Annotated in this window: 14 protein-coding genes and 1 pseudogene; 6 read left to right on the top strand and 9 right to left on the bottom strand. The window is 69.8% G+C overall.

Annotated elements, in window-relative coordinates:
- Window positions 1-39 precede the first annotated feature (39 nt).
- The 3 genes from IE242_RS32940 to IE242_RS32950 all read right to left on the bottom strand — a co-directional run bounded on the left by IE242_RS32940 (window position 40) and on the right by IE242_RS32950 (window position 2,578).
- A complete protein-coding gene (locus IE242_RS32940; protein ID WP_189865974.1) occupies window positions 40-627 on the bottom strand; it encodes an N-6 DNA methylase in 588 nt (195 codons plus the stop codon).
- Window positions 628-639: 12 nt separating this feature from the next.
- Window positions 640-843, bottom strand: a complete 204-nt coding sequence (locus IE242_RS32945; protein ID WP_189865976.1) for a type I restriction-modification system subunit M N-terminal domain-containing protein — start codon at window positions 841-843, stop codon at window positions 640-642.
- Window positions 844-1,609: 766 nt separating this feature from the next.
- The gene (locus tag IE242_RS32950) at window positions 1,610-2,578 is read right to left on the bottom strand and encodes a hypothetical protein (RefSeq protein ID WP_229859756.1); all 969 of its coding nucleotides are present in this window, start codon (window positions 2,576-2,578) and stop codon (window positions 1,610-1,612) included.
- Window positions 2,579-3,054: 476 nt separating this feature from the next.
- Between IE242_RS32950 and dhaK the strand changes: the two genes are divergently transcribed.
- The 3 genes from dhaK to IE242_RS32965 all read left to right on the top strand — a co-directional run bounded on the left by dhaK (window position 3,055) and on the right by IE242_RS32965 (window position 5,234).
- Window positions 3,055-4,047, top strand: coding sequence for a dihydroxyacetone kinase subunit DhaK (gene dhaK / locus IE242_RS32955; RefSeq protein WP_189865978.1), 993 nt, complete (start codon window positions 3,055-3,057; stop codon window positions 4,045-4,047).
- 154 nt (window positions 4,048-4,201) lie between these two features.
- Window positions 4,202-4,825, top strand: a complete 624-nt coding sequence (gene dhaL / locus IE242_RS32960; RefSeq protein WP_189865980.1) for a dihydroxyacetone kinase subunit DhaL — start codon at window positions 4,202-4,204, stop codon at window positions 4,823-4,825.
- Window positions 4,818-5,234, top strand: coding sequence for a PTS sugar transporter subunit IIA domain-containing protein (locus IE242_RS32965; RefSeq protein ID WP_189865982.1), 417 nt, complete (start codon window positions 4,818-4,820; stop codon window positions 5,232-5,234). The genes dhaL and IE242_RS32965 overlap by 8 nt, the downstream gene beginning before the upstream one ends.
- 123 nt (window positions 5,235-5,357) lie before the next feature.
- Here the strand turns inward: IE242_RS32965 and IE242_RS32970 are convergent, their stop codons facing one another.
- Window positions 5,358-6,077: a glycoside hydrolase family 75 protein gene (locus tag IE242_RS32970; protein WP_229859760.1), complete on the bottom strand. Its 720-nt coding sequence runs from the start codon at window positions 6,075-6,077 to the stop codon at window positions 5,358-5,360.
- Window positions 6,078-6,339: 262 nt separating this feature from the next.
- Here IE242_RS32970 and IE242_RS32975 point away from each other — a divergent pair, with 262 nt between their 5' ends.
- Both IE242_RS32975 and IE242_RS32980 read left to right on the top strand, forming a co-directional pair.
- Window positions 6,340-7,302, top strand: coding sequence for a fibronectin type III domain-containing protein (locus tag IE242_RS32975; RefSeq protein WP_229859761.1), 963 nt, complete (start codon window positions 6,340-6,342; stop codon window positions 7,300-7,302).
- 361 nt (window positions 7,303-7,663) lie between these two features.
- Window positions 7,664-8,305 (top strand): hypothetical protein, encoded by a 642-nt coding sequence (locus IE242_RS32980; protein ID WP_189865985.1) that lies wholly within the window; start codon window positions 7,664-7,666, stop codon window positions 8,303-8,305.
- A 28-nt stretch (window positions 8,306-8,333) separates the two neighbouring features.
- Here the strand turns inward: IE242_RS32980 and IE242_RS32985 are convergent, their stop codons facing one another.
- From IE242_RS32985 to IE242_RS39345, 5 genes and pseudogenes are all read right to left on the bottom strand, one after another.
- Window positions 8,334-8,951, bottom strand: a complete 618-nt coding sequence (locus IE242_RS32985) for a PadR family transcriptional regulator (RefSeq protein ID WP_189865987.1) — start codon at window positions 8,949-8,951, stop codon at window positions 8,334-8,336.
- A gap of 104 nt (window positions 8,952-9,055) precedes the next feature.
- Window positions 9,056-11,080, bottom strand: a complete 2,025-nt coding sequence (locus tag IE242_RS32990; protein WP_189865989.1) for an NADPH-dependent 2,4-dienoyl-CoA reductase — start codon at window positions 11,078-11,080, stop codon at window positions 9,056-9,058.
- Between the two features lie 77 nt (window positions 11,081-11,157).
- Window positions 11,158-12,353 (bottom strand): annotated as a pseudogene (locus IE242_RS32995) (IS701 family transposase).
- 145 nt (window positions 12,354-12,498) lie between these two features.
- On the bottom strand, window positions 12,499-12,999 hold the full coding sequence (locus IE242_RS33000; RefSeq protein ID WP_189865990.1) for a MarR family winged helix-turn-helix transcriptional regulator: 501 nt from the start codon (window positions 12,997-12,999) through the stop codon (window positions 12,499-12,501).
- A gap of 180 nt (window positions 13,000-13,179) precedes the next feature.
- A complete protein-coding gene (locus IE242_RS39345) occupies window positions 13,180-13,500 on the bottom strand; it encodes a hypothetical protein (RefSeq protein WP_444545845.1) in 321 nt (106 codons plus the stop codon).
- Between the two features lie 268 nt (window positions 13,501-13,768).
- Here IE242_RS39345 and IE242_RS33010 point away from each other — a divergent pair.
- The coding region (locus tag IE242_RS33010; protein ID WP_189866142.1) for a S1 RNA-binding domain-containing protein at window positions 13,769-14,448 on the top strand (680 nt) is incomplete at its 3' end.

Raw genomic sequence — 14,448 nt, forward strand, 5'->3', positions numbered from 1 at the left:
TTCATAGCCGGCACCGGCCTCACCCTCGGGGGCCCCGCCTCACCCTAATGAGCCGAAGTCAGTAATCAGCATGCTGGAGCCAGCGACAGCCCAGGTCTCGGCATTGATCTCCTGGCCGTGCAAGGACACGTGGGCCTCGGCGTTCATGGACTCGATGCGTCCGGCCACCTCATCGAGCAGGCCGCCGGTTCCGCAAGCCGGATCGTGGACCGTACGGACCACTCCTGGCTGGGCGAGCTCATGCTGATCGGGCCACACCAGTAGGGCGGACATCAATCGGCCGACGTCACGGGGAGTGACGTGCCCGTCTGTGCCAGTCCCTCCTGCCTGTTCCGCAGAACGCCGTACGAGTTGCTCGAACACGGACCTCATGACGTGGGCAGAGAGGGTAGTCCCCAAATTCAGCGAGAGGAACCGGCTGACGACTCCACACAGCAGCCCAGCGCGGTGGAGCCGTTCGATGGTGCGGTCGAACTCGAATCGTTGTAGTACGTCCCTGACGTTTTTTGAGTAGTCGTGCACGTACTCACGCAGCAACCGCTCTGCGTTGCTTGGATCGGCGACGACAGCGTCCAAGGTGTAGCGACCGGCGTTGAAGAAGGGGTGGCCGGAGGCGCGACGCAGCACGACATCTCGAAATCACTCGAGATTTCCCCCTTTGTCCGCCAACTTCACCGAGGCGTCCAGCACCTCCTGGCGTGTGGGCGCGAGCAGGAGGTCGAGGCGCCGCAGCACGGTGAACGGCAAGACAACGCTGCCGTACTCGGATGTCTTGAAGACCCCGCGAAGAAGATCCGCGAGCGACCAGATCTGCCTGGTCAACTGCGTCCCCGTATCACTCATGGCGCTCCCCTTCCGACCACACGGCCCCTCCCGCACTCGAGGCCGGGCCGATCTCCATACAGTCAGTGGATCTTACGGTGAGGGCGTCACCGCGGCGGCCCGTTGATGCTAATCAGCCGACCGAATTGTCGCTCCCCCTGTAGCCGCCGGTGACGCACAGGCGCCGCTCTGACATCGCCGTGTCAGTCACCTCTCCGCACAAAGGCAGAGCGTCACCGTGTACAGCGATGAGATCGCCGAATCGCCTGAAGGGTTCACCGTAATCTTGAACACTCGATTTCTGTACCGTCAGGGCGTGTCGGTGGCACTGCCTAGTCTCGGCCTGAAACGTGGAGGGAACGTCCGGTCGCTGTCCGGCGAACGACTACGGCCGGGTTCGCCGCAGGGTCTCCTGCTGTGTGCTGCGCGTCGGCCGGAGCACCCGCGTCGTCTCGCAGCCGGACGCCGACTCCATGGAAGGGCGCCAGCAAGGGCTCCTCGTCTCACACAAGTCTCGCCACGTGTGTCGACTTTGCCGACCCACAAGGCATTGACCTGCGGTTAGGTTCCTGATCCCAATCAGCTGAACCGCACACGACGCCTACTACAACCTGAGCGAGGTAGGACCGCCAGCTCGGACCGGGCAGCTACGGCCATCCAACGGTGCCGCAGTCCCCAGGGTCCGCATCAGGAGCGTTCTCGGGCCAGCGGTCCCGGCGGGGTCTTCACAGCTGCCATATACGCAGGTGAACGATTCACTTCCGTCGTACCACCAGCAGACGAAGAATTACTGAACTACTTGAGGCGGCTCTGTCCACCGTTCTTCGTCAACAGCTTGGCGGAGCGCAGCGGCCTGTGAGGGAGCTTCGCCTGCGCTGTCGGCCGGTGCGCTGTCTGGTGCACCGGCCGGCAGAGGAAGGTTGGCGACGATGTACTGATTCAGGATGTCGTCCCGGTCCATGAACATGATCTGACTGCGTCTGGAGGCGCCCAAAGCGTTGCCCAGCCAATTCCGTGCCGCCTTGGTGATCTCTCCGCCGGCCACGATGAAGGCGTGGTCGACAAGTACTCTCCTGTTGGTCTCCGGGTCGAAGATTTCGTGGGCGAGCATCATGAGTGCTTGGTTGTGGATCTCCGCGATGTTGGCGTTACCCGCCCTCGTCATGGCGGCAGCGTCGAGTTTCCCCCGCTTCACCTGGAGTCCGAAGTACAGGAAGTGCCGCGTCGGCAGGGTGTAGCGCATCCAGATGTCCTTGCCGTACTTCAGTGCCTTGTCCCTGTGGCCGACTGCGGTGATCCGGTGGAATCCGAGCTGCCGGAACAGCGGGAGAAGCACTGCCTCGATGAGTTCGTCCTCGCTGCACGTGTCGAGGAATGCGGCCAGAGCGGCACGGCGTCGCGTTTCTGCAAGGGTGAAGGGCCGGTGCGGGTTCACCGCCAGGGCCGAGACCGTGTTCGTCCCGAGATGGCGAAGATAGCAGTGTCTGTCCTCTGCGTAGAAGGCCTCGAAGTCCTCCCGGGCCAGTACTTGATTGAACTGGCGAAGGGCGTTCGGTCGGTCAGGGCCCTCGTTCAGGGCATCAGCCGGGCTCATCAGGTGGTCGATCAGTCGGCAGAAGGACTCCGGGGGCTGAGCGGGGCCGTCGTGCGGCTCGGCCAGCATCGCTTCGAGGACTCCCGCTACCCAACGGTGCCGTGTCGAGCCGTCGTGCACCCAGTCCGTGCCGAGCTCAGCGAAGAACTCGGTGATGTACATGCTGGATCTGTAAGGGAAGTATTTCGGCTCGGACGAGCTGCTGGGATCGTCTGAGCCGAGGTTTCCGCAGACCAGGTCGCCGAGAGATTCGAGCGTTTTTTTCTGAACTTCACGACAGAGTCCCCTCTCCACCGCTGCCCCACCGAGTCAGTCGTGCACGCACCGCCCCTCATTGTGTATCGCCTTCCGACGCAGCCGGCAGAGCAGCCCAGCCCCCAGCACGCCCACGCCCCTTCGCACGTGACCTTCGCTGCTGCAAGGTCGATACTGCCGATAGCAAGCGCCCCGCCGACCCGCGTCCAACCAGCCCGCAGATCTGACGCCCCGTCGTCAAGTCAGCATTAAGTCAGCATCAGTACCGCCAGAGACCGCTTCCGACCGCTACGGACCGCCAAGACCGACAACTCGCACCACCTCATCTGACCAGGTAAAACGCAGGTCACAGCCACACCTGCCAACCTCACCAGGAGGTACCCATGAAGATGCTCATCAACGTCCCGGAGACCGTGGTCGCGGACGCTCTCCGCGGTATGGCGGCCGCCCATCCCGAGCTGGCCGTGGACGTCGAGAATCGGGTGATCGTACGGCGGGACGCCCCGGTTGCGGGGAAGGTGGCCCTCGTCTCCGGGGGTGGGTCGGGGCACGAGCCGCTGCACGGCGGGTTCGTGGGGCCGGGCATGCTGTCCGCGGCGTGCCCCGGAGAGGTGTTCACCTCGCCTGTGCCGGACCAGATGGTGCGCGCGGCCGCCGCGGTCGACAGCGGTGCGGGCGTGCTGTTCATCGTGAAGAACTACACGGGTGACGTGCTCAACTTCGACATGGCCGCCGAACTCGCCGAGGACGAGGGCATCCAGGTCGCGAAGGTCCTCGTCGACGACGACGTCGCCGTGTCCGACAGCCTCTACACCGCCGGCCGCCGTGGCACCGGCGCCACACTGTTCGTGGAGAAGATCGCCGGCGCGGCCGCCGAGGAGGGCCGGCCGCTGGAACAGGTGGAGTCGCTGGCCCGGAAGGTCAACGAGAACTCGCGCAGCTTCGGCGTCGCGCTCGACGCCTGTACGACCCCGGCGAAGGGCAGCCCCACCTTCGACCTGCCGGCCGGGGAACTGGAGCTCGGTGTCGGCATCCACGGCGAGCCGGGGCGGGAACGCCGCGCCATGATGACCTCCCGCGAGATCGCCGACTTCGCGGTCGACGCCGTCGTGGACGACCTTGACCCGCGCAACCCCGTACTCGTCCTGGTCAACGGTATGGGCGCCACCCCGCTGCTGGAGCTGTACGGCTTCAACGCGGAGGTGCAGCGGCGGCTCGCCGAGCGGGGGGTGCCCGTGGCGCGCGTCCTCGTCGGCAACTACGTCACCTCGCTCGACATGGCCGGCGCGTCGGTGACCCTGTGCCAGATCGACGAGGAACTGCTGCGGCTGTACGACGCTCCGGTGCGAACGCCGGGGCTGCGCTGGGGCGTCTGAGCGTCCTCACTCTCGTATCAGCAGCAGCTTCTGCGCTTCCCCTGCCTTCGGGCCTTCTGTTCTTTCGTGCCTCTCGTTCTTCCGTGCCTCTCGTTCTTCCGTGCTTTCTGTTCTTCCGCACCGTACGCACCTTCCGCACACGCAAGGAGATGACGTGCTCGACGCCGACTTCTTCCGCCGTTGGTTGACGGCCGCCGCGGCGGCCGTGGACCGCGAGGCCGAGCGGCTCACCGCTCTCGACTCCCCCATCGGGGACGCGGACCACGGCAGCAATCTGCAGCGCGGGTTCGCCGCCGTCGTGGCCGCGCTGGAGAAGGAGGAGCCGCCGACGCCCGGCGCCGTCCTCACGCTCGCCGGACGGCAGCTGATCTCCACGGTGGGCGGGGCGTCGGGGCCGCTGTACGGCACCCTGTTGCGCCGTACCGGCAAGGCGCTCGGGAACGACGCGGCCGAGGTCACCGGGGAACAGCTGCGGGACGCGCTGCGCACGGGCGTCGAGGCGGTGCGGACACTCGGCGGGGCGGCACCCGGCGACAAGACCATGGTCGACGCGCTGGTGCCGGCCGTCGACGCGCTCGGCGAGTCGTTCGCCGCGGCGGCGGCCGCCGCCGAGCGGGGTGCCGAGGAGACGACCGGACTTCAGGCGCGCAAGGGCCGGGCGAGCTATCTGGGCGAGCGCAGCATCGGGCACCGGGATCCCGGCGCCACGTCGGCCGCGCTGCTGGTCGCGGCCCTCGCCGAAGCCGCCGGTGCCCGAGCGGAGGCCGCTGATGTCTGAGGAGCGGCAGGAGCAGGTCGGGATCGTGCTCGTGTCGCACAGTGCCGCGGTGGCCGCCTCGGTCGCCGAGCTCGCACAAGGGCTCGCGGGCGGCGGGGCCCCGGTCCCCGTCGCCGCGGCGGGCGGCACCGCGGACGGTGGTCTGGGCACCAGCGCGGAACTGGTGTCGGCGGCGGCCGCCTCGGTGGACCGCGGGGCCGGGGTGGCGGTCCTGACGGACCTCGGCAGCGCGGTCCTCACCGTGAAGGCACTCCTCGCCGAGGGCGACGAACTGCCCGGGAACACCCGCCTGGTCGACGCCCCCTTCGTCGAGGGCGCGGTCGCCGCGGTCGTCACGGCCTCGGCGGGCGGCGACCTCGCGGCGGTGGAGGCCGCGGCCAAGGAGGCGTACGCCTACCGCAAGGAGTGACGGGCGGCGGGAGCGCGGTGCCTCGCGTCAGTAATGCCCCGCGTCAGTGATGCCTCGAGTCAGTGATGCCTCGAGTCAGTAGTGCCCCGCCTCAGTGGTGCCCCGCCCCAGTGGTGCCCCGCGTCACTGCCTCCGCAGGAACGCACGTGCCAGCGCCTCGCCCTGATCCACCGCCTGCCGGTGGTCCTCGATGGGTGTCACACGGGAGTTCTTGAAGACGATGTACGTGACCCCGTCCCGGGCCCCGCCGGTGCGCGGGTCCGGGCTGAGGCCGAGCGCCTCGGCCGTGGCGTACGAGGCCTCGCCGATGACATCCCGTGGGCCGGTGTCACCGACGACCGCGTACTGGACGCGATCCCGGTGGACGACGGCGGCGACGGAACCACCGCGGACACCGTGGGCGCGGTGGTCCCAGATGCCGCTCGGGGCGGGCACGACGACGAAGGGGAGCGTCTCCGCGCTGAGGTACCGGCCGTCGGACTGCCGGAAGGCGGTGGTGGGCTGGTAGTAGGGGTCGGTACGGCCGTTGCAACGGGGGCCGGCCCGGCCGTCGCAGTCGATGTCCATGTCGGCCTTCCAGAACACCACGTCGCGGGTGCCGCAGACGGGGATGTCGGCGCGGGCGCCCCGGTCACTGCGGAAGTGGCCCTTCGACACCGGCCGGCAGTCGCCCAGCCCGGCCAGCAGTTCGGCGGCGCGGACGGCGCGTTCGGCCCGCACGGAATCGTACGGCTGTGTGGGCTGTGGTGGGGCGGCGGCGAGCAGGGCGGCACCGGCCAGGGCGAGCGTCAGCGACTGGACACGCGTGATGGGGGACCCTCTCCCGAGGGCGTCGACGGTCACGTACCCCACGGTGCCGGGGTCAGGGAAGCCGGGCCAGCGTGAAGGGGCCGGTCGGTGCAATGGCGTTCCGGGACGGCACGCCATCGCGCGACACCCCGGCACCCCGACACCCCGACACCCCGGCACCCCGGCACCCCACCCGTCCCGGCACCTCTCCGTACCTGCGCCCCACCGCTTCGTTTCCCCTCTTGACGCGGTCACGCCACTCACGCCATACAGGTACAGACCAATTGACTGGCGGGGGAGACAAGGAGGCAGCGCCGTGCGACGCGTTCCTGTGCTGGTGCTCTGTGGTTCGCTGTTCCTCGGCGCCGGCTGCGGGCAGGACATGACCGAGGGCCGCCGTCCGCCCTCCGCTCCCGCCGGCGTCACGGCCGAGGCGGGCAGCTCCGGCAGCGTGCACGTCATGTGGAACCACGTCTTCGGGGAACCGGAGATCGCCGCGTACGAGGTGTACCGCGGGCGGACGAAGATCAAGGATGTGCCCGGCTCCGCCCGTATGACGGACGTCGCCGGGCTCGAACCCGCCACGACGTACGTCTTCACGGTCCGCGCCCGGAGCACGGGCGGCGACCTGGGTCCGCCCAGCCGGCAGGTGCGCGCCACGACGCCCGCCGCGTCCGCCGCCGACAACCGGGCGCCCAGCCGTCCGGCGCGGCCGAGCGGCAAGGCCGTCGGCAGCCGTGCCGTCCAGCTGTCCTGGGGACGGTCGACGGACGACCGGGGCGTGGTGTCGTACGACATCCTTCAGGGCGACTCCAGGATCCACAGCGTGGGCGGCGGGCAGACGGCCACCGTCGTGACGGGGCTGCGGCCGGGTACCCGCTACACGTTCAGCGTGCGGGCCCGGGACGCGGCGGACAACGCCTCCCCGGCGAGCGACGCCGTCCGGATCACCACGGCGCCGGGGTCGGACGACGGCCGCGGTACGGCACCCACCCGTTTCCGGGCGACGACACACCGGGAGGACGGGGCGTACCACATCGACCTGTCGTGGGTTCCGCCGCGCACCGACGGGGTGATCACGGAGTACGAGATCCACCTCGACGGGCGGCTCGCCACCTCGCTCGTCTGGGGCGGCACCGCCCCCCGGGACACGGCGGAGCACAGCTTCTACGTGGGCCGGGAGTCCGGGGCCACGCACCGGGTGCGGATCAGGGCGAAGCTGCCGGACGGCACCTGGGGCGGGTTCTCGGCGGAGCGGACGGTGACGACGGGGCGGTAGGCGGTACACGGCAGACGGCAGACGGCAGACGGCAGACGACTGACGGGACGCCCCACCCGCCCACTGCCTCCTCACCTGTCCGTTCCTGCCCGGCTCCGCCCACACTTGCGCGTCTCTACCCGTCTCTGCCCGCTTCTGCCCGTCTCTGCCAGCCCCTCAGGTCCTCAAGCCCTGACCCTCCCCGCCCGTTCGTGTCCGGATGCGCCGTCCGCCGGACGCGGGAATCCGTCACCTGGGCGGGCGCCGTGCGGATGCGCGCGGAGGCTGGGGCACGTTGGCTCGGCCTGAGGCAGCACGGGGTTCCCCGATCCCCGGCGGCGCAAGGGACGTACCGCCGACCGTGCCGCCGGAGGGCAGTCCTATGCGTACCAGACAGCTGCTTGCACGCGCCGCCCTCACCGCGGCCGCCGCCACCGCGCTGCCGCTCGCCCCGGCCACCCCCGCGCAGGCCGGGCCGGGGATCTCGGTGAGCACGGTCGGGGCTTCGGTCGACGTGACCACCAGCGCCTGCGCCACCATGAACGCCGACGGCAGCTTCGGCCGGGCCTCCCTGCTCGCCGGCGGGCAGCGGAGCTTCGCCCAGGGCCGCCAGGCCACGCTGACCGGCACGAGCACCGCCCAGTCCGCCGCCTGGACGAACGTCGGCGCCGGCACCTACACGGTGACCGTGGTCTGCAAGGACGGCACCACGGCCGGCACCCAGGCCGTCATCGTCTCGGGCCCACCGACGATCTCCGCCACGGCCCTGCCCTCCCCCGCCCTTTCCGCCTCGCCCTACCGTTCCGCCGGGTCCTACCGTTCCGTCTCGCCGTTGCCCTCGTACTCGCCGTCGCCGTCGTCCTCGCCCTCGCCCTCGCGCGGCGTGCTGGGCGGCCTGGGCGGGGCCACCGAGAACCACCGCACGCTCACGCTGCTGGGCGGCGGGGCCCTCGTCGCCGTGGGCACAGGAGCGTCCGTGTGGTACCTGCGCCGCCGCGCCCGCCCGGGCCGCTCCTGGGACTGATGCGACGGGGCCGCCCGGCTGCTTCGTCCTACGCCTCCGGCGATCGCTGCTCCGGCGACTGTCCCTCCGACAACCGCTGCTCCGGCGGCTGCCGCTCCGGCGACTGTCCCTCCGGCAGCCGCTCGAGCTCCTCCAGGGCGTGCGTCAGCCACCGGGTCCAGAACGTCTCCAGGTCGATGCCGGCCCTGAGCACCAGATACTGGAGCCGGTCCTGCGGTGTGTCCCGCCCCGCGCCGAAGTCCCGCTCCTCGATCTCCTCGTACTCCGCCAACTGCCGCTGGTGCAGGACGAGATGGCGACGCAGTTCGACCTCGACGCCCTCCCTTCCGACCACGGCGGAGGCGCGCAACCGCAGGAGCAGCGCGTCCCGCAGGGGCTTGGGGTCCTGGGCGGTGGCGGTCCAGCGGGCGAGCTCCGCCCGGCCCGCCGGCAGAACCTCGTAGCTCTTCTTCTGCCCCCGCGTGGGCTGTTCGGAGGGCAGGGCGCGGATGTACCCCTCGGCCTCGAGCTTCCCCAGCTCCCGGTAGATCTGCTGGTGCGTCGCCGACCAGAAGTAGCCGATCGACTTGTCGAAGCGGCGGGTCAGTTCGAGCCCCGACGACGGCTTCTCCAGAAGTGCGGTGAGGATCGCGTGCGGGAGTGACATGGAGTCATCCTAGGGACGCCCGCCGGGGTGCGTTCCGTGGGCGCGGCCCGGTGACGCCTCGCCGGAGACGACGGAGCGGTCCGGCTCCCGCCGAGGCTCGGGGCTCACAGCGCGGCCGCCAGCTCCGTGCCCTGTGCGATGGCGCGCTTGGCGTCCAGTTCGGCGGCGACGTCGGCGCCTCCGATGAGGTGGGGGCCGCGGCCCGCGGCGAGGAGTTCCTCGTACAGGTCGCGACGCGGTTCCTGGCCGGTGCACAGGACGACGGTGTCGACGGGCAGGATCTGGCGTACGCCGTCGACGGTGATGTGCAGTCCCTCGTCGTCGATCAGGTCGTAGCGGACGCCGGGGACCATGGTGACCCCGCGGTGCTTGAGCTCGGTGCGGTGGATCCAGCCCGTCGTCTTGCCGAGTCCGGCGCCGACCTTGGTCGTCTTGCGCTGGAGCAGGTGCACGGAGCGGGGCGGGGCGGGGCGTTCGGGCGCGGCGAGGCCTCCGGGGGCGCGGTAGTGGGTGTCGACGCCCCACTGCCTGAAGTACGCCGCCGGGTCCTCGCCCGTCCGCTCGCCGCCGTCGGTCAGGTACTCGGCGACGTCGAACCCGATGCCGCCCGCGCCGAGGATCGCCACCCGCTCACCGACGGGAGCGCCGTCGCGCAGCACGTCCAGGTAACCGAGGACGCTCTTGTGGTCCGCGCCGGGGATGTCGGGCGTGCGCGGGGTGACCCCGGTGGCCACGACCACCTCGTCGTACCCGGTGAGGTCGGCCGCGGTGACGTACGTGTCCAGGCGGACCTCCACGCCACGCAGCTCCAGCTGGGTACGGAAGTACCGCAGTGTCTCGTCGAACTCCTGCTTGCCCGGAACCTTGCGGGCCACGTTCAGCTGGCCGCCGATCTCGCTCGCCGCGTCGAAGAGGGTGACGTCGTGGCCGCGTTCGGCGGCGGAGACCGCGCAGGCGAGGCCGGCCGGGCCGGCGCCGACCACGGCGATCCGCTTGCGCAGCCGGGTCGGGGCGAGGACCAGTTCGGTCTCGTGGCAGGCCCTGGGGTTGACCAGGCAGGAGGTGATCTTCCCGCTGAAGGTGTGGTCGAGGCAGGCCTGGTTGCAGCCGATGCAGGTGTTGATGGTCTCGGGCCGGCCGTCCCGTGCCTTGGCGACGAAGTCGGGGTCGGCGAGCATGGGGCGGGCCAGCGACACCATGTCGGCGTACCCCTCGGCGAGCAGCCGTTCGGCGACCTCGGGGGTGTTGATGCGGTTGGTGGTGACGAGCGGGACGGAGACGGCGCCCATGAGCTTCCTGGTCACCCACGCGTACGCGCCGCGCGGTACCGAGGTGGCGATGGTGGGGATCCGCGCCTCGTGCCACCCGATGCCGGTGTTGATGATCGTCGCTCCGGCGTCCTCGACCGCCTTGGCCAGCGTGACCACCTCGTCCCACGTGGAGCCGCCGGGCACCAGGTCCAGCATCGACAGCCGGTAGACGACGATGAAGTCCTCGCCGACCGCCTCGCGTACCCGGCGCACGGTCTCGACGGGGAAGCGCATGCGGTTCTCGTACGAGCCGCCCCAGCGGTCCTCGCGGTGGTTGGTCTGCCGGGCGGTGAACTCGTTGATCAGGTAGCCCTCGGAGCCCATGATCTCGACGCCGTCGTAGCCGGCCCGGCGCGCGAGGACCGCCGTCCGCGCGTAGTCGTCGATCGTCCGCTCGACCTCGGCGTCGGTGAGCGCGTGCGGTACGTGGGGGCTGATCGGGGCCTGGAGGGCGCTCGGGGCGACCAGGTCACGGTGGTAGGCGTACCGGCCGAAATGCAGGATCTGCAGCGCGATGCGGCCGCCCGCGCGGTGCACGGCATCGGTGATCACCCGGTGCTGTGCCGCCTCGTCCTCGGTGCTGAGCTTGGCCCCACCCTCGTACGGGCGGCCCGCCTCGTTGGGCGCGATGCCGCCGGTGACGATCAGGCCCACGCCCCCGCGCGCGCGTTCCGCGTAGAACTCCGCCATGCGCTCGAAACCTCGCTCGGCCTCCTCCAGGCCCACGTGCATGGAGCCCATGAGGACCCGATTGGGGAGTGTGGTGAAGCCCAGGTCGAGAGGCTCGAACAGGTGCGGGTAGCGGCTTGTGGGGGACATGGTGGGCCTCCGTGCGTGGCGTCGTCGGGACTGTTGTAGACGACGCCACAGGTTTTGTGCAACTAGTTGCATAAGGGCTATGGGGAAGGCCACACAGAGAAGGCGACACGGGGAAGGCCACATGGTCTTGGGCACATGGGGTGGAGCCCCATGGTCTTGGGCACATGGGGTGGAGCACATGTTCTTGGGCACATGTTCTTGGGCACATGGCGTGAGGCACAAGATAGGGAAGCCAGAGCGAGCATGGCGAGCGTGATGTGCCGATGCCACGAGGTTCAGTCGCGTACTTGTTAGTGATCGAGTCCGACCTGGCCCTTGGCGGCCTGGAAGCACTCCTCGACACTCCACCGGATACCGGCGACGCGGACCAGCTCCGCCAGGGGCACCTCGGTCGGGGACCAGCACAGGTGGAAGGCGAGTTCACCGGTGGTGCGGTTGCGGCGGATCAGCAGATGGCGTTGGCTGTCGCTGCCGATGTGAATCCAGGCCCAGTCGTAGTAGCGGGGGCCCTTCGCGCCGATTCCGGCGCTCTGCCGGTGCCAGGCGGCGGCGGGCAGGCGGCCGGCGACGGCGTCCGCGCGGATGGAGGTGCGGCTCTGGTTGATCCATACCCGCGTTGAGCAGGCGACGGCCATCACGTAGCCGGTCCGGCGCGCCTCCAGCGCGGCACGCAGCTGCGGGTCCTGCCCGTACGCTTCATCGCCGGTCACCCACCGTGCCCGTACCCCGGCGCCCAGCGCGGCGGCGATCATCTCCCAGGCCAGACGCGGCTTGGTCGCGAACCGCACCTCGTCGGGGATCCCGGCAGCGGCGCGGCGCTCGGGATCGGCGCACCAGGACTGCTCCGGCCGGTAGAGCCGGCGGTCCACCAGCGCCCGTCCCCGGCTGGTGGCGTAGGCGAGGAAGACTCACACCTGGGAGTTCTCGACGCACCCGGCAGTGCCGGTGTACTGCCGCTGCACGCCCGCCGAGGCACGGCCTCTCTTCACGAAGCCGGTCTCGTCCACGATCAGGACACCGCCGTCGGTGCCGAGGTGCTCAACGGCGTAGGCACGGATGTCGTCGCGGACGGCGTCGGCCTCCCCGCGGGCGTAGCGCAGCATCCGCTGCATCGGCCCCGGCCGGGCCAGGCCGGCCTGTTCGGCCGGCTGCCTGGGGGTTGCCCCCTGCGGGGACAGTTCTTCCGCTCCACTTGCGACAGCAGCCCGAGCAGGTGGGCGCGGGCAGTGGTCCTTGGCTCGACTCGGCTGAACCGTCCCGCGATCCGGTCCATGGCCTGGTCGAACATCGCCCGCCGGCGGGCGGGCTTTACGCTATGGCCGGCGGCCACCGCACGATCGTCGTTTGTCCACACACCAACCGATGAGCATGCCGTGGCCGCGCTCGTTCCCAGCCGGGGCCATCACAAGATCGCGTCATCAGGACGGACTGCCAGGAGCCCCGTCACCCTCGATATTGGCCACCATCTTGCGCAGTACCTTGAGCGCGGCCACGTACTCCTCATCACTGATGCCCTGGTGGACTACGGCGCGTACCTCGGTCGCCAGCTCACGGAGCCGCGCTCTGGCTGCCTCCCCGGCATCCGTGAGGTGCAGGCGCTGCCCGTCATCGATCCTGAGCCACTCACGGTGGAGCAACTGGTCCACGACCCTGGCGATCTCGTGCGGCCCGTCGGCAAGGTGCGTCAGAGAAGCGACGACCTCCTCGCGGCCCGGCGCCGCGGGGCCGCCGTTCACGCGGTTGAGCACCCAGTACTGCGGCTGCGTGACGTCGATCTTGGCCATCGCATCACGCAGATGCCGGGTGACGGTCGCATGGGCCAGGCCGCTCCAGTAGCCGACCGGCTGAGTGGCCAGCATGTCATCGGTGGCGGCCGGGTTCGCCGGCGCCTGGTCAGTGGCTTTGTCGATCAGTGACATGATCGCGACGCTACATTTCCCCGGTGCGCCGAACAATCGGAATGCGGCAGTCACTGCCACTCGTCCTGGGTGCACCTCGGGACCGCCGGCCACCGTCATCTTTCGGATGCGCCGCAGCCCCGCGCGCCACCACCGCAAGCTCGGATGCACCGCTCGACGGTGTTGCGCTGCCGGTGAGCGTCACGGGTGGAGCCCGGCGGCTTGCCGCCGGACCGGCCTCGCTTCTTGCGCTTGGCGATCCGGTTCGGCGGGCTGCGGGATCACCGCCCGGATCCTGCGGCGCCGCAGGTGAGCGCGGATGGCGCGGGACGAGTACGCCTTGCCCGCCAGAACCACATCCGGTGCCGCGCGCGGTCTGCCGATCAGGCGGGGCACCCGAGTCCGAGCCATGACCTGCGGGAGCGCGGGCACGTCACCAGCCTGGCGGGCGTGATGACGAAGGCCAAGGGGCCGACAGCGGCTGTCCGCCACGAAGTGGATCTTGGTGGTACGGCCCTCCAAGGGCCGGCGGTTCGAACTGGAACAGGCGGACGTCTTCCGCGCATCTCACCACCCCACCCACATGCGTGCAGACCCGGGCCCTGCGCGCATACCTCCGGTGGCGCAACGCCAACGCGCGCCACCGGGACGTCCTGGCTGCCGAATGTCGTGAACGCACCCGGGTCCGCAGTGAGAAAGGCATTCGCTGGGGAGGGCGCACCCGCAAGGCCGCGGCCTGACAACGCCAACGCCGAGCCGGGGCACGGCTCTCCATGAAAGGCTGGACGGCATGGGAGCAGCGTCGGGCGATCAGAATTCTCGGGAGTTCCTGGAAGGAATCCAGATCGGTGACCTCTGCAGCGGAACTGTCGCACAGGTCACACGGTCTCAGGGCGTGACGGTCACTTTGGACGGATTCTCCGCACGCCCGCTGGGGACCATCTGGCCTTCGGACGTCTCCTGGACTCGGAATCGGTCGGCGGCCGTGAAAGTCGGCCAGCGGGTCACCGCCGAGGTGATCGCCATCGATCTTGATGAGGGCCACGCCCGGCTGGCAATGACCGCCACCGAGAACCCGGAACTGTGGGCGTTCCTGAGGTCGCGTCACCGCGGCGAGATCCTTTCCGGCACGATCACGGCCATCGAACGGTTCGGCGTGTTCGTGGCGCTGGACGACGGCCCCGACCATCCGGTCTTCCCCGGCGTCGGGTTCATCACGATTCCCGAACTGTCCTGGCGGCACATCGAAGCAGTTTCGGACGTCGTTCAGGTCGGGCAGCGCGTCTCGTGTGAGTTCCTCCAATTCGACACATGGAACGGAGAGGCCAGGCTGTCCCTGAAAGCGACACAGGCCGACCCCTTCCAGGTATTCGCCGACAGCGTCGCGGTCGGCCAAACACTGCGAGGACAGGTCACCAAGCTGGTCCCGTTCGGCGTCTTCGTCCAGGTCGCCGACGGCATTGAGGGACT

Origin of the sequence: Streptomyces poonensis (assembly GCF_014650915.1) — a bacterium.
Lineage (GTDB): Bacteria > Actinomycetota > Actinomycetes > Streptomycetales > Streptomycetaceae > Streptomyces > Streptomyces poonensis.